Here is a 19,450-nt window from a genome sequence, read left to right as displayed (position 1 = left end):
GGGGATGGGCGGGGGTCTTACGATCCGGGTGGGAGTCGGCGCTGCGCGATGTAGGCGGCCGCCTCGGCCCGGCGGGTGAGCTGGAGCTTCTGGAGAATGTTGCTCACGTACGTTTTCACGGTGTGCTCGCTCAAGTACAGATCCCCGGCGATCTCGCGATTCGTCTTCCCCTCGGCGATCAGGGGAAGGATCTTGCGTTCTTGTTCCGAGAGACCGGCGAGCGGGTCGTCGACGTCCTGCGGACCCAGATGGCGCATCCAGTCCAGCACCGTTTCGGTGATGCCGGGATCCAGGAGCGACCCGCCGAGCGCAACGGAGTTGACCGCGTCGATCAAGCGGTTGGGCTCGGTTTGTTTCAGGAGGTACCCTGCCGCGCCCGCCATGATAGATGCAACGACCGCGTCCCGATCCGCGTACGACGTCAGCATGATGACGCGCACGTCCGGCCGCTCGGATCGAATCTCGCGGCAGGCTTCGACCCCGCTCCCGTCCGGAAGCCGGACGTCCATGATCACGACGTTGGGCTCGCACTCGCGCACGCGCGCGACGGCCTCCGCGATCGTTCCCGCCTCTCCGACGACGGAGAAATGCGGCACCGTGGCGAAGAGGCTTGCCAGCCCGAGGCGTACGACGTGGTGGTCGTCGACGAGGAGCAGGCGAATCGGCTCCTGGCTCATTGCTCGCGCTCCGCCGTGGGGAGCGGCATTTCGAGGGACAGCTCTGTTCCCTGGCCCGGCGCGCTGGAGATGGTGAAGCGGGCGCCGAGGGCTCTGGCCCGCTCGGCCATGTTCCGCAGACCATCGCCGGTGCGCCGGCCGGTGCGCTCTGGGTCAAATCCGTGGCCGTCGTCGCGAATCGTAAGCTTCAGGCGCCCTTCGTCGGCCGTCACGCTGATGGATGCCTCGCTGGCATCCGCGTGGCGGATGACGTTCGAGATGGCCTCGTGGGCGATGTAGAGCAAGTTTCCCGCCGCATCGGGGCTGACCAAGTCACCAGCGCTCGGGTCGAGATTGAGCGCTGGGCAGAGCAGGCCGTTGGCGCGAAGCTGTCCCGCGAGCTCGGCCAGGCCGGCCATCAAGCCGCGGTCCCCGAGCTCCTCCGGTCGCAGCTCGACGATGTAGTTGCGGATCTCCTGGATCACTTGATTGATCTGAGAAATGGCGTTTTGCAGGGCGTCTCGCGCATCGTCCGCTGCCCCATCGCGGAGCGCGCGCTCCCGCGCGGCGAGGCCGAGGCCGACGGCATATAGCGACTGGATGACGCCATCGTGGAGGTCCATGGCGATGCGCTCGCGCTCCTCGAGCAGGGCGACCAGCTTCAGGACGCTCACGTCGTGCATGAGGATTCCGGCGCTTCGCGAGCCCGCCCCCGATTTCAGAGGGAAAAACTGGACAACGAGGTCCCGGCGGACGGGCTGCCGGATCACGACCTCGAAGCTGGGGTGCTCGTCGAGGTTGCTGAGGGCGCGGTCCCACGCCTCCCGCGCCTCTGTCCGATTGAGGACCGACCGACTGACGTGGCTGAAGGCCTCGTGGACGGTCCGACCAACGATGGCAGCCCGATCGAGCCCGAGGAACTGGGCCGCCGGCATGTTGCAGTAGCGAATGAACTGATCGCCGTCGATGACGATGAGCCCATCGCTGATGCTCGCCAGCACGGCGGACAGCATCGCCTCTTCCTGCTCGATGTTGTCGAACAGATCCGCCGGCTGTTGATCGGCGACCGGCGCTGCGCGTCCTGGCGGAAGCGCCCCCGCCACGTCGACGCCGTCACGCGGCTGCGGCGGCTCGAGCGACGACAACGGGCAGCCTCCTGGATGGAGTCGATACGGCGGCTATGTTACAATTTTTTGCGTCTGGGCTCGTGGTGTAGTGGCCTAACATGCGGCCCTGTCAAGGCCGAGACCGGGGGTTCGAATCCCCTCGAGCCCGCCAGAGAAACCTTGCACGTCACACCGTTCCGCCTTGCTGTACGGCGCGGCGCGCAGTGCTGCGACCTCGCGCAACGCCGAAGCGGATCGCCTGGGCGATGGACCAGGCGGTCGAGGGGTTTACCGAGCTATTCGGCGGGCCCACCTCCGGCTGGCCCCCGGCCCACATTGTTAGCGGCTGGGGCCGCCGCGCGAATGGGCCGCTTCCTGCAGCTTTGCCTTCGCTTCCGCGAGGGCCGGTAGCTCCTTGAATGCGACGGTATCCACGCGAGCCGACGATCGACCGGTGTGCGCGCTCTCGTCCACCACCGGGTACATTGGGTGCCGGAAGTAGAGCACGAAGCGCAGGAATCCCTCGCCACCCACGATTCGATGGGCTATGCCGCGCGGCACGTAACCCATCTCCAGCGGATCCAGCTCGTGGATGCCCCACTCGGTCTCGTTGGTGGCATGGCCGCGGAACTGGAACCAGATCTCGTCGTCATCCATCCCGCGGTGGAACCCGAACTGCTGTCCTTCGGTGTTGTAGGAGTCGGTCCGGAAGTTCTCGCTCTCATAGTGCTGCGGGGCGCGCGCGCTGCCCTTGCCCGTCATGCCCACGAAATAGTCGAACACCCGGATGACCGACGCGCGACGCGTACCGGGCAGCGGCGCATCGCGTCCGGGGGGACCGGATAGGCAACCGACGAGCTTGGCGTGATCCCGCTCGATCACGATGGGGTCCAACGCGTCTTGCCAGAACTCCGTAACCTCCAGGATCTTGCCGGTTCTGGGAGGCAGCTGAACGGGTTGCCCGTCGGTCTGGCCGCCGTCCGCTCGCACGTCGAACGCGGTCTCGGTGAGTGGGTGGTCGGGCTCGACGCCGAGCGTCACAGGCTTGTTCAGCTTCACGACCATCTGGCGGCACTGGGGGTTGCCGACCAGGCGGTAGGCCACGCCAGCGGGCACGTGGAGACAATAGCCGGGCCCCAGCTCGAACTCGCCCATCTCGGTCTCGGCGGCCGCCCGCCCGCAGTACTGGAAGACGAGCACGTCGTAGTCGGCCGGTCGGTGAAAATGTGGCTCGGGTCCGGCCGTCCAGCAGGCTTCGATCACTCCATCCTCCCCGGCCCAGACAACGATTGGCTTGTTGCCGTCGCGGTTCGTGGGGCCGCGGAAGAGGTCCATCATGCGAATGCGGGGCATCGGACGGCCTCCCGCACGCTGGGTTCCGATCAGCTCGTCCTCTTCGCGCTCGAACCAGATGGGCGTTTTCTCGTCCCAATGCGTCATGAACTCACGGACCATTGGTTCCTCCTTTCGAGGCCGGTTGCGCCAGATCACGCCACGCCAGCCACGCTACGGTATATAGCGCTCGCACCTCCCGTTGTCTATTGCGCACGGGGGCACCTCCGCAACCCCGTGATCCTCGTCCATGAGCTGGCGACGATCGACGTCCTCGCGCTAGGCCGGCTGATCATGAGCATTGGGATCGGCAAGGGCGGGCCGGAAGGGGAGCGCGAGTTCGCGAACTGCAATGTGCCGTACACCGAGCGCGGACCACGACTGACCGAGATGCTCCAGACCATGCGCCGACTTTGGGTTCATGAGGTCCGATGTTGGGTCGCATCGCAATAGCACCAGCGATTTTTTTTGGCTCACCGGCCGAGATCGCTGCGCGGCTTTAGCCGCTGGTCGATGTTGGACTGACGAAGATCGTGGCTCGCTTCGTGGAGCAGGATCTACCAACCGGGCGGAAGCGAACGCCGCCGGGCGTCCTCAGTCCCGCGCCTGACCGCAAACGACCTGGAGCCCGTTGAGCCAGCTCGAGTCCGCCAGCAGCGTATAGACGTCTTCGTATGACTCGGCCATCGCCGCGGCCGAGAAGCGCCGCTCGACGTGCGCGCGACAGGCGGCGCGATCGAGCGACGCAACCCGCGGCACGGCGTCTACCATCGCGGTGAAGGTGTCACAGATGAAGCCCGTCACCCCGTCGATGATGACCTCGGGGACCGACCCGGCGCGGTACGCCACAACCGGCGTGCCCGTTGCCATGGCTTCAACCATCGTGAGCCCGAACGGCTCGGGCCAGTCGATGGGGAAAAGATAGGCGTAAGCGTTCCCCAGAAGCTCGTCCTTCTGCTGCTCGTCCACTTCGCCAATGAACTCGACGCGCGTCGAATCCCGAATCATGGGTGCGATCGCGTGGTCGTAATAGGCCTGATCGGCGGGGTCGACCTTTGCCGCGATGACGAGCTGCATGTCGAGATCGCGAGCGATCTCAATAGCGCGATCTGGTCTCTTCTCCGGGCTGATTCTGCCGAGGAAGACCAGGTAGTCCCCTCCCTCCGCGTTGTAATGGAAGTGCGACATGTCGATGCCGTTGTAGGCGGTGCGGACCCAGTTGACGCCGGGGAGGGGAGCGCGCTGCGACTGGCTAATCGACACGAGATTCTGCTCGCGGAAATGGTCGTACACGCGCTGCACTTCCCGCAGGTCGAGCCGACCATGGGTCGTGGTGATGGTTGGGGTATCGGACAAGCGCGCAAATGGAAAGGCGAAGTAGTCCGCGTGATTGTGGATAACGTCGAACTCACCAGCGCGCTCGTAGACCATTCCGAGCTGGACCATCGTATACGCCACCGTATCCTGGGCGTCTACGTCCAACCGCAGCCCGCGGGGACAACAGGGCACGAGGTCAGCGCGAGTTCGCGAATCGCCGCTGGCGAACAGGGTCACGTCATGGCCCCGCCGCACCAGCTCCTCAGTCAACACGGACACCACGCGTTCTGTCCCGCCGTAAAGCGCCGGCGGTACGGATTCGATCAGCGGAGCCACCATCGCAATTCGCAAACGTATTCCCCCTTTCCCGTGTGGCCAGAACGGCGTGTCGTGGTGCTGCGATTGAGCCCGCTCTGCCGATGCACTGCTGGGAAGTAGGGTATGGGACGCCGATTCTTCAATGCAGTGTCTTCCGGGTGGTTCCTTCCTCTCCACATGGGTAGTCCGAGGCGGAAGGGCAGACCCGAACCGTCACGCCGTTTGAGCTGCCCCGCGCCTCGTCTCGCGGGCGAGGAGGATCAGGAGCGCAGAGGCCAGATATGATGCCGCGATGAGCCCCCACACCGGCTCGAAACCGACTCGATCGATGAGGGCCGCGATGAGGGCGATCCATCCGGCGCCCACCGCGAAGACCCATGCGTAATAGAAGCCAAACAAGATGTCGCGCTCGCCGGCCGCGACCGAGTCCGCCGCGAACGTCTGGACGAGCGGGCTCTCGGCGAACGCGAAGGCACCCATGAGAAAGAGGACCACCGCGAGGACGGCGACGCCCCCTTCGTGGAACGCTGGAAGCGCCAGCGTTACGATCGTCGCAAGCACGAGCGCGCCGACGAGGACGAGCTTTCTGCCGACCCGGTCTGACAGGCGCCCCGCGGCCATCGGTCCCACGACACTGCCCACGAGCATGATCGTGTACAGCATCCCGACGATCCACGGAGCCAATCCGAGCACGTTGGAAAGGTACAGAGGAATGATGGTGAGCAGCACGCCCAGCCCCCGACCCGCAGCCGCGACGGAGGACGCGCCGACGAGCGCCAGAACATTCCGGTTCCGGAGGATCCTGCCCAACTGAGCGATGCCGGAGCCGTGGCCCTGAATGCGGTCGCGGGCTCGATCGCGATCGTCCATCGCAAACATCAGGATGCCGCCCATCACGATGCCCGGCACGGCGAACGCCCAAAGGGCCTGCCGCCACCCCAGCGTGCCGATGAGGGCCACGGCGATGAGTGGGACGGCCAGGGTTCCGAGGTTTCCGCCGGCGAAATTCACCGCGAGCGCTGACCCGCGCCGCTCGCGGGGAAATCGGTCGGCGATGAGCGAATTCCCGACTGGGTGCTGCGCGGCATTGGCCACTGCCCCGCCAAACCGCAGGGCGGCAAACTGGGTGAAGTTCGCGGACACGCCAGTCAGCGCGGTCGTGATTCCGAAAAGGAGGTTCCCCAAGCCAAGCACGACGTTGCGGGGGAATGACCTGCCGATGAACCCGAAGAGCAGCTGCAGGGAGCCGCCGATGAAGCTCGTCAGACCCACCATCGTTCCGATGGCGGTGTACGACAGCCCCCATTCCTGCTGAATGCTCGGATAGACCAGGGGAAACAGGGCCGCATACACGTGGGTGATGGCGTGGGCCGTGCTGACGAGAATGAGGATTCCCGCCGGTTGCGAGAGGCGTTCGACTCCCGCGCGCAGTGCGTCGGACCGTGCAGTCATGCTCTATTCCTTCCGCTTGCCATCATGTGTGGGGTGATGCGGTGAACGGTTATTCCGCACCTGGTTTGGCGTGTCTCGCGCTTGTGGATTCGACACTCGCCGTGTCTCGGCGCGTTGTGAGCTTCAGAGCGAGCGCCACCAGGTCGGAGACGGCCGCGGGCTTGCTCAGAAACGCATTGGCTCCCGCCTGCAGGGCGTGGTTTCTCGCGTGCAGTGCGCTCACCACGAGGATCGGCAGCGCCGGGTGAGAGGCACGCAGCCGTCGCGTCAGGGCGAGCCCGTCCTCGTCGGGAAGCAAGATCGCCGTGATGACCAGCTCTGGCTCATGGTCGTCAACCGCCGCCTCGGCCTCCATGGCCGTTCGACACAGAACGATGTCGAACGCGCGGGGAGCCAGAATTGACGAGAGGAGTCGAGTTGATACCTCGTCTGCGTCGCACAGCACAATGCGCCGCCGCCGGTCCGGCTCAACATCACGGGCTTGCTGGCCGTCGTGCGATCGGTAGGAAACCGGGTTGGCCGGTTCACGCACCTGGAGCGCCTCCAAGGAATTTCGGCCCAGAGTGGGACGATCGGGACGAGGACTGGGATCGTATACAGCGAAGCATACCGGATGGCTCGCCGGTCAGTCGCCGACCGGCGATCACGTTTGGCGGATCATGTACAATCGTGCTGACGAGCGCCTGGATTGTTCCAGGAAGCGACAGCTAGCACCGGTTGTCTGCACCACATGTCGAATGCAGGGCAAACGGTCGGCTCCGACTCTCGCCTTCGGTTTCGTGCGGCGAGGGAACGCGGGAGGATGACGTGGACACCTTTGACCTCAGCTCCATCTCCGAGAATGACCAGATCGCTGCGGAGATGATTCGCCGTGCGGGCGTAATCGCGAAGTTCTACGCCGCAATGGTCGAGGGCGGGCTGCCCGTCGATCTCGCCGGGACCATCGTCGTGGAATGGGCGCGCGCGAGCCTTCAGCCGGCCGGCACCCCGCCTTGCGGGTGCGACTGCGACGTCTGCCGGGGCGAGGCTGGGTAGCGCTCCCCCCGCGCGCGGCCACCCAACACAGATCCCGTACCGTCGTACTCCGGTGCCCGTTTGTCCATCTGAGTCAGTGGGCACGGCGGCGGTCGCCATCCAACGAGGCTCGCTCCCGGCTGCTGGCCGCCCATTCCCGCTCGATGAGCGAGTTCCCGAAGCCACCGGGTCTGCACATGAGCACGCTGTGACAAGATCTGCCCCTTCCCGACCGACTGGCCTAGAATGCTGATGAGGGCACACGAAATAAATGGGGAGGCAGCAGTGTTTTACATAACACTGAGGCGACCAGTGGTTGCCCGCGAGCAGCGAAAGACGAGTCTCGACACGCACCTGCGGTGGATGGAGCGGCAACACAAGGAGGGAAAGATCGTCATGAGCGGGCCGAGTCCGGACCGCTCGCTGGGTATCTACCTCATCCGCGCAGATTCTCGCGAGGAGGCGGAGCGCGTGGCCGCGTCGGACCCGTATACCGTGGCGGGCGAGACGAGCTTCGAGCTAATCGAATGGGAAGTGCACCAAGTATTGGGGATCGGGCCGTTCACGGCCGCGGGGCTCGGACACTGAACGTCGGCGCGCCGAACTGGGGCGATCGACGCCCTCCTGCTACAATCGCTGCCCCATGAGCCAGTTTTTCAGCGCCCTCGATCCCGAGATCGGGTACTGGATCGCCCTGACGCGGGTCGGACGGATCGGTCCTCGCCGCTTCGACCTGCTGCTGCGGGCCTTCGGGTCGGCGAGCCGCGTTTGGGACGCCAGCGAGGCGATCCTGGGAGAGGCTGGCCTCGATCGTCGGACCGTGAAGTCGCTCGCGGCGGCGCGTCAACGCGTCGATCCGACCCGCGAGGTCGAGAACCTCGCGCGCGCGGGCGCCCGTGCGATCCGCAGCATCGACCCGGAGTACCCCGCGCTCCTGGGGAGGATCTATGATCCACCGCCGGTCCTCTACGTCCAGGGCGAGCTGGATCCGCCGGAGCACCCCGCCATCGCCGTCGTGGGCACGCGGACCGCGACGTCTTACGGGAAGATGGCTGCCGAGCGCCTCAGCGGGGACCTTGCCGCGGCGGGCGTGACCATCGTGAGTGGCCTCGCCCTCGGGATCGACGCCGCGGCGCATCGCGGCGCCCTCGCCGCGGGCGGGCGAACGGTCGCGGTCCTCGGTCATGGACTCGACCGGACCTATCCGTCTCAGCACTCGCCGCTCGCGAAACAGATCGCCCAGCACGGGGCTCTGGTGACCGAGTTCCCGCTGGGCACGAAGCCCGACGCCGTCAACTTCCCGCGGCGCAACCGGCTGATCTCAGGATTGACGTCTGGTACGCTTGTAGTCGAGGCGGGGGCGCGCAGTGGCGCGCTGATCACGGCGGCCTTCGCGGCGGAACAGGGACGCGACGTTTATGCTGTGCCGGGCAGTATATTCAGCCCGGCCAGTGAGGGAACTAATGGATTGATCCGGGACGGCGCCGCGCCGGTGACGCGCGTCGGCGACGTGCTCGCAGAGCTTCATCCCAGCCGCGCGCCGCGGCAGTTATCGGCGCAGGACATCCTTCCGCTGGACGATACCGAGCAGCGGCTGCTCGGCGTCCTGAGCACCGAGCCCCTCCACATCGATGAAATCGCGCAGATGGTCGCTCTTCCCATGTCGACCGTAAGCGCCGCGCTTGCGATGATGGAGCTGAAGGGCGTCGTCCAGCAGAGTGGCGGAATGAATTACGTGAGAGGCATTCGTTCGTGAGTAATAAGCTCGTTATCGTGGAATCTCCCACGAAAGCGAAAACCATCGGAAAGTACCTTGGGCGCGATTATCACGTGCTCGCTTCGCTCGGGCACGTTAGAGATCTGCCCAAGAGCAAGCTGGGCGTGGACTTGGACAGGGACTTTCAGCCCCAGTACCTGATTCCACGCGAGAAGTCGAAAACGGTGAAGGAGCTGCGGAGCGAGGCTCAGCGCGCCGACGAGATCTTTGTGGCGACGGACCCCGACCGGGAGGGCGAGGCGATCGCGTGGCACCTGGTCGAGACGATCGATCCCGGTGATCGCCCCGTGCGTCGGGTCGAGTTCCACGAGATCACCAAGAACGCCGTGCTGGCGGCGATGGCCAATCCACGCGCCATCGACGCGAAGCGCGTGGACGCCCAGCAGGCCCGCCGCATCCTGGACCGTCTGGTCGGCTACCAGATCAGCCCCCTGCTGTGGAAGAAGGTGAGACGAGGGCTCTCGGCCGGGCGCGTGCAGTCGGCCGCGCTGCGGATGACCGTCGAGCGCGAGCGAGAGATCGCCGCCTTCGAGCCGGTCGAGTACTGGTCCATCGACGCCGAGCTGGCCAAACGCGCCGCAACGCGCCGCGGCCAGCCGCGCTCGTTCGTCGCGGGCCTCATCGAAGTGAACGGGCAGAAGGCCGAGATGCCCGACGAACAGTCCGCGTCGGCCATCGTCCGCGATCTCGAAGGCGCCGGCTACGTCGTCGACGCGATCCGGCGACGGGAGCAGCAGCGCAATCCGCCCGCGCCCTTCACCACCAGCACCCTCCAGCAGGAAGCCAGCCGGAAGCTGGGATTCACGGCGAAGCGGACCATGATGGTCGCGCAGCAGCTCTATGAGGGGATCGACCTCGCCGATGGTGAGGGCGTCGGGCTGATCACCTACATGCGCACCGACTCGACGAACGTCGCGCAAAGCGCCATCGTGGAGGCTCGACAATACATCGAGGAGCGCCACGGGCGCGAGATGGTGAGCGAGACCCCTCGGACCTATCAAACCCGCAGCCGCCTCGCTCAGGAAGCGCACGAAGCGATCCGTCCGACGTCCGCCTATCGCACGCCGGACGACGTCCGTCAGTTTCTGAGCCGCGACCAGGCGCGCCTGTACGAGCTGATCTGGAAGCGCTTCATCGCCACGCAGATGGCCTCGGCGCGCATTGAGATCACGACCGTCGAAGTCCTCGCGAGTCGCGAAGGGTCATCGAATCGCTACCGCTTCCGAGCGTCGGGATCCGTCGTCCTGTTCGCTGGGTTCCTGTCGCTCTACACCGAGACACGCGATGAGGACGCAGTGGCGCTCGACGAAGACCGAAAACCGCTTCCCCCCCTTGATCAGGGCGAAGCGCTCGACCTGGTCGACCTGAAGCCGGAGCAGCACTTCACCCAGCCGCCCCCGCGCTACACGGAGGCGAGCCTCGTGAAGGCGCTTGAGGAGCGCGGCATTGGGCGTCCGAGCACGTACGCGCCGATCCTCTCCACCCTTCAGGATCGCGGGTACGTCATGCGGGTCGATCGGCGGCTCGAGCCGACCGAGCTGGGCATGCTGGTGAACGACCTGCTGGTGGAGCACTTCCCTGAGGTTGTGGACGTTGACTTCACCGCCAATATGGAGGAGCGGCTGGACGACATCGCGCAGGGCCGGCGCAACCGGGTGCCCGTGCTGCGCGAGTTTTATGGGCCCTTCTCGGCCACCCTCGCCGCCGCCGAGCAGGAGATGGAGCGGGTAACGCCGCCGGTGGAGCTGGCCGACGAGGTCTGCGAAAAATGCGGCCGACAAATGGTGGTGAAGCTCGGTCGGTTCGGGAAGTTCATCGCCTGCCCGGGCTTTCCGGCCTGTCGAAACGCCAAGCCGTTCCTGGTGAAGATCGGCGTCCCCTGCCCGGAGTGCGAGTCCGAGATCGTGGAGCGCCGCACCCGCAAGCGCCGCGTCTTCTACGGCTGCTCGCGGTACCCGGAGTGCGAATGGACCTCGTGGTCCCGGCCATTGCGCGCACCGTGCCCGACCTGCGGTGGTTTGCTCGTCGAAGCGGGACGCAATCGCGCCAAATGCACCGTCTGTGGCACGGTGATGCCATCGCCGGAAGCAGGGCGCGATGGGGATGAGTCCGGGCTGACGGCGGCTGTCGGACAGTGACGGTGGCGGGCAATCCTGGGCGTTTGACGCGGCTTCGGGATGCGCTGGCCAGCGCCGAGCTGGACGGCATCGTGGTATCGCAGCCGGAGTCGCGGCGGTACCTGAGTGGGTATTCGGCAACGGACCTCCCGCCGCGCGAATCGGCCGGCTATCTGTTCATCACGGACACCCGGCAGTATCTCCTCACCGATCCGCGCACATCCGCCCTCGCCGAGGCCGAGGCGCCCGCGTTCACGACCGTCGTGTTTGGGGCCGGCGCAACTGCGCGGGACGCGCTCCGGCAGGTCGCCCGAGAGGCGCTGCCGTCCGCCAGGCCCACCGGGCCGCGCGTCGGGTTCGAGTCCGGTCACCTCACGTACGCGGTGTGGCAGGCGTTCGTCTCGGCGCTCGACGGTATCGCCGATCTCGTGCCAGCCCCGGACCTGGTCGATTCGCTGCGCGTGCTGAAGGACGACGACGAGCTGGCGGCGCTGCGCGCGTCGATCGCGCTGAACGACGCGGCCTTTGCGCACGTCATCCGCAACGTCGCGGCGGGTAGGCGCGAGCGCGACCTGGCGTGGGAGATCGAGAGCTATTACCGCACGCATGGGGCGGAAGACGTATCGTTCGACCCGATCACGGTCTCCGGCCCGAACACGGCGATCCCGCACGCGGTCCCATCCGATCGAACGATTCGCCCGGACGAGCTGGTGCTCTTCGACATTGGCGCGAGGCTTGGGGGATACTGTTCCGACATGACGCGGACCTTCTGCATCGAGACGGCGCCCGACAAGCTGCGCGAGGTTTGGAGCATCGTTCTCGACGCGCAGCTTGAGGCGGAGGAGCGCGTGAAGCCGGGCATGACCGGCGCCGAGGTCGACGCCGTCGCACGCGGTGTGATCAGCGACGCCGGTTACGGGGACGAATTCGTCCATGGGCTCGGACACGGGATCGGACTGGAGATCCACGAGCCGCCATGGATCTCGCGTACCCGCGGCGATATGCCCCTCCAGCCTGGGATGGTATTCAGCATCGAGCCAGGCGTGTATCTCCCGGGGCTCGGGGGCGTTCGCATCGAAGACCTCGTCGTCCTGACCGATCGCGGCGCGGAGGTTCTGACCCGGTCGCCGAAGAAGCTTCAACTCTCGGAGGTACTGCTTGATCTCGACAGGTGATCTCCGCAAGGGCGTTGTCATCGAGATGGATAAGCAGCTGTTCCAGGTTCTCGACTATCAGCACCTGAAGATCGGGCGCGGAAGCGCCCAGGTTCGCATGAAGCTGCGCAACGTCCGCACCGGAGCCCTCATCGATCGAACCGTGCAGGCGGGGGAAAAATGGCCGCGCGTGCGCCTCGATCATCGAACGGTGCAGTTTCTCTATGAAGATCCGCCCAACTACGTGTTCATGGATCAGGAGACGTTCGACCAGCTCACCCTCGGGAGCGCGATCCTCGGGGATGCCGTGAACTACTTGAAAGACGGGCTCGAGCTGGAGATCCTCATGTACGACGACGAACCAATTGGGGTCGAGCTTCCTATCACCGTCGACCTGCAGGTCACCGAGACCGAGCCGGGCTTCCGAGGAGACACGGCGTCCGGCGGCACCAAGCCGGCCACCCTGGAGACGGGGCTCGTGGTCAACGTTCCGCTGTTCGTCAATACTGGCGAGATGATCCGCGTCGATACGAGGAGCGGGACCTACATCGAACGGGTAACCTCCTAACGTCCGGAGGATTCAGTGGAGCGGACCGGCGCCAAACCCGACCGCGCATCGGCAGCGACCGCCGACGTGGCCGTCCGCCGCCTGCTGGAGCTGGTGCGTGGAACCCGAATCACGGACATCGAGGTCGAGTGGGATGGTGGGTCGGTTCGGGTGAGCCGAGAGCCGGCCGTCGAGGCGGACCAGGCGCGTCCGGCCGTGGTCCATGCGTCGTCGGACGGGCCGGTCGTCGTGACCTCGCCCTTCGTCGGTGTCTTTCATCGCCAACCTCCCCCGTCGTTCCCGAATGTGGGCGAGCCGGTCAGCGCCGGCCAGGCCATCGCCCACGTCGAGACGCTCGGGATTCAGAACAGCGTCGTCGCGCCGTGCGACGGCCTCGTCGCCGAGATATTGGTGAAGGACGGGACACCGGTCGAGTACGGACAACCGCTCGCCGTGATGCGGCGGAGCGCGGGCGAGGCGACCGGGGGATGACGGCGCAGTTGGTGGACGTCGATGGCTAGTCCGGCGCCCATTGGCGCCCACTTCTTCCGGATCGAAGAGCTGGTCGCCTACATTCGGGATCTGTTCGCCAACGATCCCGTTCTCAGCGACGTCTGGGTGACCGGTGAGATCGCGGACGTGACGCGTTCGACGGTCGGCCACGCCTATTTCACCGTGCGGGACGAGCGGTCGCGCATCTCCGCGGTGATGTTTCGATCTGCCCTCCGGAGGCAGACGCTTCCGCTCGTCGCGGGCTTCGAGGCCCTCATCCACGGTTCGGTGAGCATCTATGATCAGCGTTCCACGTTTCAGCTCGTGGCCGACGTCGTGTTGCCGGGAGACGCGGGGCGCCTGCACGCCGAGTTCGAGCTGCTGCGGCGCCGGCTCGAACAGGAGGGCCTGTTTGCGAGCCAGCGGAAGCGGCCCATCCCCCGAATGCCGCGGCGCATCGGGATTGTCACCTCGGAATCGGGGGCCGTGCTCCATGACATTCTGAACGTTCTGAATCGGCGCTACCGCTGCGTGGAGCTGATCTTTGCGCCGGCCGGCGTCCAGGGAGAGGATGCGCCCCGCCAGATCGTGGCGGCGCTCGATCGATTGAACGCCTTCCACGCGGATCGACGGCCGCTCGATCTCATCATTCTGGCCCGGGGCGGTGGCGCGGCCGAGGAGCTTGCCGTGTTCAACGACGAGCGAGTCGCGCGAGCGATCTTCGCCTCGGCCGTTCCGATCGTGTCGGCCATCGGCCACGAAGTGGACGTGACCATCGCCGACCTCGTCGCCGACCTGCGCGCCCCCACGCCATCCGCCGCGGCTGAGATGGTGGTGCCCGATGCCGCTCAGCTCTGCGAGGAGACGCGGCGCACGATCGAGCGAGGGTCCGCCGCCCTGCACCGAATGCTCGGGGTGGCGCGAATGCAGGTGCAGGCGGCGGAGCAGCAGCTCGATCGGCATTCGCCCGCTCGCACGATCGGCGACTACCGGCGGGCGCTGGATGACCTGGGATCGCGCGGCAAGCGCGCGATCCGCGCGGTCGCCGGGCTTGCGCGCTCGCGGGTGGAGATGAGCCGGTCGCAGCTCGCGGCCTTGAGTCCGGAAACGACGCTGGCGCGCGGGTACGCGGTCTGCAGCCGTACGATCGATGGGAGTATCGTGACCGGCGCGGATCAGGTCTCCCTGGGCGAGCGCATCGCCGTGCGCCTGGCGCGGGGCCAGCTCGTGGGTGACGTGCTCGACCGATCCGACGGTGTATCGGGCGACGTAAAGGAGCGGTCCTATGCTGAGCAGCGAGAGTAACGAGCCACCCGCCAACTTTGAAGAGGCGTTCGGGCGGCTTCGAAAGTCCATCGAAGAGCTGGAGAGCGGGCCCCTCTCGTTGGACCAGGCGATTGCACGATACGAAGAGGGGGTCCGCCTGGCCAATCTGTGCAACGAGTTCCTCGATCGGGCGGAGCTTCGGATCGCCGAGGTGCTGCGCGAGACCGATCGAGAAGAGCGGTAGTCGTGGCCGCGGGTGCTTGAGAATCGACCGCTGGTCGCGGCGGTCGCAGCCTGGTTCCTGGCACAGCTCGTCAAGCTCCTCGCCGACCTGATCCGCACCGGGCGTATTGACCTGCGATACATGGTGAGCACGGGCGGAATGCCGAGCGCCCATTCCGCTCTCGTCACGAGCCTCGCGACCGCCATCGCACGGAGCGTGGGACTCAACTCGCCGCTCTTCGCGGTCTCCGCGGTCTTTGCCGCGATCGTGATGTACGACGCCGCTGGTCTACGTCAGGCGGTGAGCATCCAGGCGCGAATCCTCAACCGGATGCTGGACGAGATCTTCACGCAGCACGCTTTCAGCGAGCGCCGCCTTCGCGAGCTGATCGGGCACACACCGCTCGAAGTCTCGGCGGGTTTCGGGCTTGGCTTCATCGTCGGGATGGCCGTCACGCTTTAAGGCTCGGGGTCCTGATGCTCTGCGGGATCACCAGCCATGCGCCCAAGGAGTTCGACGTCGATGTCGTGAAGGCCAACCGTCACGACGCGCTGCAGCTCGACGGCGTATCCGAGGACGACCCAGTCGCCGCCGATGGGAACGAGCGCGCGGGGCGCCACGAGGATCTCCCCCGAGCCGGGTGGACGGGAGGCGGTGGCGAGCGGGATGGCCAGCGGCTCCTTCTCGACGATCGCGGACGCTATGGTGCGCAGCGCAGAAACGAACGCGTCGTCCGGTCCTGGCTCGACCAGTAGCGCGCGGACCAGGGGCTGAGTGGGGGCATGAAACGCGGGGATGAGCCGCGCGAGGGTCTCCCGAAGGGCAACGGTCGAGAGGTCGGGATTTGCGCAGGCGCCGCGCGCCACTTCTGCAATGACGACCGCGTCGCGGAGGTCTAGCTGTGGATGGTTCCCCGCTCCGGTGGCGAAGCGGTAGCCTCGCTGCCTGTGAAGGGGAAAACCAAGCTGTTCACGGATCACGACGAGATCGGCCTGGAGCTGGCGCTCGCTGAGGGAGAACTCCGCGGCGAGCTGGCTCCGACTCAGGCCTGGCTCCTGGTCGATGCGCTCGACGATGGCCCAGATGCGCTGCAGACGGTCCGAGAGGAGCCGTTTTCGATCCACGAGCGACCCTCGAACACGAGCGCGGTTGCGCTCGCTGGGTGAAGGTGCGATGCCCGTGCCAAGCCGATCGCTGGGAGAGGGGAGCAGGATCCTTGCGGCCGTGGTACGCCGGGAGGGATTCGAACCCTCGGCCTCAGCCTCCGCAGGGCTGCGCTCTAATCCGCTGAGCTACCGGCGCGGGACGGCTGAAGTATATCACAGGGGCCGGTGTGCCCCCGTTTGGGAGGGCGCCAAGAGGGGGCCGGGGCGCGAGCCATGCGAACCACGTGGCGAGGGAGGGCGCCGGTATAATTCGGAGGAGCTGGGCCGCTAGCTCAATTGGCAGAGCAGCTGACTCTTAATCAGCGGGTTCGGGGTTCGAGTCCCTGGCGGCTCACCATTCGTAGTTCGTCCGGTTCCCGCGAGATCCTGTCACAACGAATCATCGCTCGGGGGCCGGTCCGGCGCTCTGTAGTAACCGCTGTAGTAACTAGCCCAGCGAGCCGCGAATTTGGCGCTGGATTCGCTCGGCCGCGTCCGCGTCCAGGCCCTGCACCACGTGGCTGTAGAGGTTCAGGGTGATCCCCACTTGGCTGTGGCCCAGGCGCTCGGACGCCACCTTCGGATGGACGCCCGCCGCCAGCATCGCGGTCCCGGCGAAATGGCGGAGGTCGTGGAACCGGACCGACGACGGAAGGCCCGCGCAGGCCAGGGCGCGCTTGAAGGCGCGGTGGACATTCCGCGCGGAGAGGGGCGTCGAGCTCCGTCTGGGGGATCGTCCCGCCATCGACCCACCGCGCGGGGGATCGTACGCACCCCTCGCTGCAGCGCCCGCCGCGACCGGTCGAGCTCCAGCGCCAGGGCGCGCCGCGTCCGCGAAGGCCAGATGGGAGGAAGTGACATGGGAATGACAATGATCGCCTTGTCCGGCGGCCCACATGGTGGTGCTGGTATCCTGGTTTGGGGGCGTCGCGCGTGCAATCACTATGAGCGAATGGGCGAAGGTCTCGTTGACGGCTGCCTGGGCGAGGTGTACGCCGCGTTCTGGCAAGCGGCTTTAGGGGCGGGTGAAGAGAGTCTCGAGCTGCGGGAGCGCGCTCTCGTCAATTCGCCTTGGCGGAACGACGTGCAGGCGTATGAGCAGTGATCCCGCGTGCTTCTTCTGAACCCTGTGTGCGATCGCGAAGAGTTCTTCGGTCTCTTTAGGATCATCCCTATTGAGAAAGATCCAGAAGCCGATCTCCCGGTCATCGGCCCCCGAATAGGCAAGCCGCGCGACAGCTTCCCGCGACGAAACGGCCAGCGCGAATTGCACTGCCACGGCGACCGATGAGACTGGCACGCTGACCGGAAAGGAGGTGGGCGGGCTGGCGGTCGAAACCATGTGCACTGATCCCCCTTCCCTTCGATCATACGACGGGCAGGCCGTCCAAGCTAACCCATCTCAGGGTAGGTTGATGAATGTCCCAAACAGATTACGGGAGTCAAGATGAAATCTCAAGATAATTCCGACTTCGCGCTTGCCCACGTGCGAGATATTGGGCGGTCGCCTTCGTTCCCTTCGTGACGGCTTGGAGGAGGATGAACAACCGCCAGAACCAGCGCATCCTCGTTGGCCCTCATTTGCTGCGCGAGAAACTCGAGAAAGAGCCTTGCGTCATGGGGCACGGTTCCTATCGACGGATACCCGTCGATGTGGTGGTGAAGAATTGGTGACCCGTCGGTTGTCGCTATGGGCGTGTTCTCCACGATCCTCTGAAGCATCTCGCGATGGTTCGGCTGCGCCATTTCCCCCGCGAATTGATTCGATTCAGGCTCGAACGGGTGTGTCCGTAATGTGACACGCTACCCGCACGATCGGGTCTCAAAGGACCGCGCAGCGCCAAAGCTGGTTCTCCTAGCACCTATACTGGCGATTAGTGGCAGTTTCGGGTTCGGTACTTCGTGTTCGGCGGAGTGCCCTGGCGGCCTTTGGGCTTCGTCTGGGGCTCTTTCCTCTCGCGCCGGCATTCGCGCTCCTGGTCCTTTACGCCTTCGTCTACGTTCGCTTTGCGATTCGCCTGATGGCATTTCCATTCGGTTGGGACCAGGGCGAGGGCTACGACGCCTGGGGTGCCTGGCTGACGGCCCACGGTCAGCTTCCTTACAGCCAGAACGGGGCGTTTCCGTTCTTCTCGATCAACTATCCCCCAGTCTGGTCGCTTCTGGTCGCGCTCCCCGAGGCGATCGCGGGCCCCTCGCTCGCCCCTGCCCGGATCTTCTCGACTCTGATCGCGCTCGTGGACGTGGCCCTCATCGGGGCTGCGGCGTGGCGGCGGACCCGCTCGGGCACGCCGTACGCGTCGCCGCTCATCGCGGCGTGCTTGGCGGGCGGGTTTTTTCTCGCATCGCCGTATGTGTTTCACACAACGCCGCTCGCCCGTTTGAACAGCACGCTGACGCTCTTCACGCTCCTCGCGCTCACGTGCGCCGAGCGACCGACGCCTCGGCGAACCGTCCTGTGCACCGTGTTTCTCCTGGCGGGCATCTTCACAAAGCCCACAGGCCTGTTCGCCGCGGCGGCGTGTCTCGTCTGGCTCGTCGGAGCCCGGCCTCGGCTCGGCGTCATCGCCTCGTGCGCATTTGGGGTCACCACCCTCGCCCTCGTCGCGTCCCTGAATCTGCTCACCGGAGGCGCGTACTGGCTCAATGTCGTAACCGCGAACGCTGGCCAGTACGATCTCACGCTCCTGGGGCGCTACCTCGTCAACTTCGCCATTGTTCATCCGGTTGTCCTGGCCTTTGGCTGCACCGAGGCGTGGCGTGCGCTCCGGGGCCGCGCCTGGTCCCCGTGGCTTGCGGCTCTCGGAGCGAGCCTCGGCCAGGCGCTCCTGGTCGGACACGTCGGCGCAGGCGAGTCCTATTTCCTCGACTTCATCGCCGTGGCGTGCGTCCTGTCCGGCGCCGCCATCGCCCGCATTACCGCCTCGACGGATAGCTCGTGTGGCGGCATCGGCGTTCGCGGCTCTGCCCCACTGCGCCGGAGGGCAGGCGAGCTGCTCGCGGCCGGCGGCAGTCCGATCGTGCTCTTGGGCGCGCTGGTGCTCGTCCAGGCGCTCTTGATGGCCCACGGCCCGGTCAGTCGCCACGTCGACTTCTTGCCGGATCGCGGATTGCAGGGATGGATCCTCGGCCGTGAGCCGACGGCGGATGACCAAGACGCGGGCGAAGAGATCGTTCAGCTCGTTCGGTCCAGCCAAGGACCCGTCCTATTGGAAGAGCCGAGCTTTGCCATTGCCGCCGGCAAAGAGGTGGTCGCGAACGCGAGCCATCTTCGCGACCTGGATGAGGTGGGGCTTTGGGACGCCCAGGCGCTCGTCACGGATATCCGCGACCGGCGGTTCGGGATCATCGTGCTGAGTGCCCAGCGCTATCCCGCTTCCGTCCTTGAGGCAATCGGTCGCTCATACTACATTGCTCGCTCGCTTCGCATGGGCGCGGGAACATACTCCGTGTTCCTGCCCGGTGGGTGACGAGCCCGATCCGGCGGACAGTCCAGCGGCCCTCGGCGGCGATGTTGGATCTTGACGACCTGCG

The 19,450-nt window shown here is 66.0% G+C and carries 21 protein-coding genes and 3 tRNA genes; 14 read left to right on the top strand and 10 right to left on the bottom strand.

The features are described from left to right. Positions 1-17 precede the first annotated feature (17 nt). Both VFC51_10135 and VFC51_10130 read right to left on the bottom strand, forming a co-directional pair. On the bottom strand, positions 18-677 hold the full coding sequence (locus VFC51_10135; GenBank protein ID HZT07376.1) for a response regulator transcription factor: 660 nt from the start codon (positions 675-677) through the stop codon (positions 18-20). Further along, positions 674-1,801, bottom strand: coding sequence for a histidine kinase (locus VFC51_10130; protein ID HZT07375.1), 1,128 nt, complete (start codon positions 1,799-1,801; stop codon positions 674-676). Before VFC51_10130 ends, VFC51_10135 begins: the two co-directional genes overlap by 4 nt. Positions 1,802-1,857: 56 nt before the next feature. Between VFC51_10130 and VFC51_10125 the strand changes: the two genes are divergently transcribed. Next, positions 1,858-1,934, top strand: a tRNA-Asp gene (locus VFC51_10125). Between the two features lie 167 nt (positions 1,935-2,101). On the opposite strand, the gene VFC51_10120 is transcribed toward VFC51_10125, so the two are convergent. Beyond that, entirely contained in the window at positions 2,102-3,217 is a 1,116-nt protein-coding gene (locus tag VFC51_10120) for a hypothetical protein (protein HZT07374.1), read from the bottom strand. Here VFC51_10120 and VFC51_10115 point away from each other — a divergent pair. Then, a complete protein-coding gene (locus tag VFC51_10115) occupies positions 3,194-3,547 on the top strand; it encodes an LLM class flavin-dependent oxidoreductase (protein HZT07373.1) in 354 nt (117 codons plus the stop codon). The two genes, VFC51_10120 and VFC51_10115, sit on opposite strands and share 24 nt — an antisense overlap. A 141-nt stretch (positions 3,548-3,688) precedes the next feature. Here the strand turns inward: VFC51_10115 and VFC51_10110 are convergent, their stop codons facing one another. The 3 genes from VFC51_10110 to VFC51_10100 form a co-directional block, all read right to left on the bottom strand. Continuing rightward, positions 3,689-4,762, bottom strand: a complete 1,074-nt coding sequence (locus VFC51_10110) for a glycosyltransferase family 4 protein (GenBank protein ID HZT07372.1) — start codon at positions 4,760-4,762, stop codon at positions 3,689-3,691. 180 nt (positions 4,763-4,942) lie between these two features. Continuing rightward, entirely contained in the window at positions 4,943-6,181 is a 1,239-nt protein-coding gene (locus VFC51_10105; protein ID HZT07371.1) for an MFS transporter, read from the bottom strand. A gap of 49 nt (positions 6,182-6,230) precedes the next feature. Further along, positions 6,231-6,713 (bottom strand): response regulator, encoded by a 483-nt coding sequence (locus tag VFC51_10100; protein HZT07370.1) that lies wholly within the window; start codon positions 6,711-6,713, stop codon positions 6,231-6,233. Positions 6,714-6,988: 275 nt separating this feature from the next. On the opposite strand from VFC51_10100, the gene VFC51_10095 reads away from it, so the two are divergent. From VFC51_10095 to VFC51_10050, 10 genes are all read left to right on the top strand, one after another. After that, entirely contained in the window at positions 6,989-7,216 is a 228-nt protein-coding gene (locus VFC51_10095) for a hypothetical protein (GenBank protein ID HZT07369.1), read from the top strand. A gap of 264 nt (positions 7,217-7,480) precedes the next feature. Next, positions 7,481-7,783 carry a YciI family protein gene (locus VFC51_10090; protein ID HZT07368.1) on the top strand — a complete coding sequence of 101 codons (303 nt, stop codon included), beginning with the start codon at positions 7,481-7,483 and terminating at the stop codon, positions 7,781-7,783. A 55-nt stretch (positions 7,784-7,838) separates the two neighbouring features. Next, positions 7,839-8,951 (top strand): DNA-processing protein DprA, encoded by a 1,113-nt coding sequence (dprA, locus tag VFC51_10085; protein HZT07367.1) that lies wholly within the window; start codon positions 7,839-7,841, stop codon positions 8,949-8,951. Continuing rightward, a complete protein-coding gene (topA, locus tag VFC51_10080; protein ID HZT07366.1) occupies positions 8,948-11,110 on the top strand; it encodes a type I DNA topoisomerase in 2,163 nt (720 codons plus the stop codon). Before dprA ends, topA begins: the two co-directional genes overlap by 4 nt. A 2-nt stretch (positions 11,111-11,112) precedes the next feature. Next, on the top strand, positions 11,113-12,264 hold the full coding sequence (locus VFC51_10075) for a Xaa-Pro peptidase family protein (protein ID HZT07365.1): 1,152 nt from the start codon (positions 11,113-11,115) through the stop codon (positions 12,262-12,264). Next, positions 12,248-12,811, top strand: coding sequence for an elongation factor P (gene efp / locus VFC51_10070; GenBank protein ID HZT07364.1), 564 nt, complete (start codon positions 12,248-12,250; stop codon positions 12,809-12,811). Before VFC51_10075 ends, efp begins: the two co-directional genes overlap by 17 nt. 15 nt (positions 12,812-12,826) lie before the next feature. Beyond that, entirely contained in the window at positions 12,827-13,282 is a 456-nt protein-coding gene (locus VFC51_10065) for a biotin/lipoyl-containing protein (GenBank protein HZT07363.1), read from the top strand. 21 nt (positions 13,283-13,303) lie between these two features. After that, on the top strand, positions 13,304-14,587 hold the full coding sequence (xseA, locus tag VFC51_10060) for an exodeoxyribonuclease VII large subunit (protein ID HZT07362.1): 1,284 nt from the start codon (positions 13,304-13,306) through the stop codon (positions 14,585-14,587). Further along, the gene (gene xseB / locus VFC51_10055) at positions 14,568-14,792 is read left to right on the top strand and encodes an exodeoxyribonuclease VII small subunit (GenBank protein ID HZT07361.1); all 225 of its coding nucleotides are present in this window, start codon (positions 14,568-14,570) and stop codon (positions 14,790-14,792) included. The genes xseA and xseB overlap by 20 nt, the downstream gene beginning before the upstream one ends. 12 nt (positions 14,793-14,804) lie before the next feature. Further along, a complete protein-coding gene (locus VFC51_10050) occupies positions 14,805-15,233 on the top strand; it encodes a divergent PAP2 family protein (protein ID HZT07360.1) in 429 nt (142 codons plus the stop codon). On the opposite strand, the gene VFC51_10045 is transcribed toward VFC51_10050, so the two are convergent. Both VFC51_10045 and VFC51_10040 read right to left on the bottom strand, forming a co-directional pair. Further along, positions 15,230-15,895, bottom strand: coding sequence for a hypothetical protein (locus VFC51_10045; protein HZT07359.1), 666 nt, complete (start codon positions 15,893-15,895; stop codon positions 15,230-15,232). The genes VFC51_10050 and VFC51_10045 overlap by 4 nt on opposite strands. 101 nt (positions 15,896-15,996) lie before the next feature. Further along, positions 15,997-16,073, bottom strand: a tRNA-Arg gene (locus VFC51_10040). Between the two features lie 125 nt (positions 16,074-16,198). Here VFC51_10040 and VFC51_10035 point away from each other — a divergent pair. Continuing rightward, positions 16,199-16,274, top strand: a tRNA-Lys gene (locus VFC51_10035). A gap of 90 nt (positions 16,275-16,364) precedes the next feature. On the opposite strand, the gene VFC51_10030 is transcribed toward VFC51_10035, so the two are convergent. Continuing rightward, positions 16,365-16,661 carry a tyrosine-type recombinase/integrase gene (locus tag VFC51_10030; protein HZT07358.1) on the bottom strand — a complete coding sequence of 99 codons (297 nt, stop codon included), beginning with the start codon at positions 16,659-16,661 and terminating at the stop codon, positions 16,365-16,367. Positions 16,662-16,931: 270 nt separating this feature from the next. After that, positions 16,932-17,258 carry a hypothetical protein gene (locus VFC51_10025; protein ID HZT07357.1) on the bottom strand — a complete coding sequence of 109 codons (327 nt, stop codon included), beginning with the start codon at positions 17,256-17,258 and terminating at the stop codon, positions 16,932-16,934. Positions 17,259-17,793: 535 nt separating this feature from the next. Here VFC51_10025 and VFC51_10020 point away from each other — a divergent pair. Then, a complete protein-coding gene (locus VFC51_10020) occupies positions 17,794-19,386 on the top strand; it encodes a hypothetical protein (GenBank protein ID HZT07356.1) in 1,593 nt (530 codons plus the stop codon). Positions 19,387-19,450 lie beyond the last annotated feature (64 nt).

This window comes from Chloroflexota bacterium (assembly GCA_035652535.1).
Taxonomy (GTDB): Bacteria; Chloroflexota; UBA6077; order UBA6077; family SHYK01; genus DASRDP01.
This window is presented reverse-complemented; position numbering and strand designations above follow the sequence as displayed.

Excerpts from the sequence above, each read along its gene's own strand:
- VFC51_10135 (HZT07376.1), bottom strand. The coding sequence starts at position 677 with ATGAGCCAGGAGCCGATTCGCCTGCTCCTCGTCGACGACCACCACGTC.
- VFC51_10115 (HZT07373.1), top strand. The coding sequence starts at position 3,194 with ATGCGTCATGAACTCACGGACCATTGGTTCCTCCTTTCGAGGCCGGTT.
- VFC51_10120 (HZT07374.1), bottom strand. The coding sequence starts at position 3,217 with ATGGTCCGTGAGTTCATGACGCATTGGGACGAGAAAACGCCCATCTGG.
- VFC51_10105 (HZT07371.1), bottom strand. The coding sequence starts at position 6,181 with ATGACTGCACGGTCCGACGCACTGCGCGCGGGAGTCGAACGCCTCTCG.
- dprA (HZT07367.1), top strand. The coding sequence starts at position 7,839 with ATGAGCCAGTTTTTCAGCGCCCTCGATCCCGAGATCGGGTACTGGATC.
- xseA (HZT07362.1), top strand. The coding sequence starts at position 13,304 with ATGGCTAGTCCGGCGCCCATTGGCGCCCACTTCTTCCGGATCGAAGAG.
- xseB (HZT07361.1), top strand. The coding sequence starts at position 14,568 with ATGCTGAGCAGCGAGAGTAACGAGCCACCCGCCAACTTTGAAGAGGCG.
- VFC51_10030 (HZT07358.1), bottom strand. The coding sequence starts at position 16,661 with ATGGCGGGACGATCCCCCAGACGGAGCTCGACGCCCCTCTCCGCGCGG.
- VFC51_10025 (HZT07357.1), bottom strand. The coding sequence starts at position 17,258 with ATGGTTTCGACCGCCAGCCCGCCCACCTCCTTTCCGGTCAGCGTGCCA.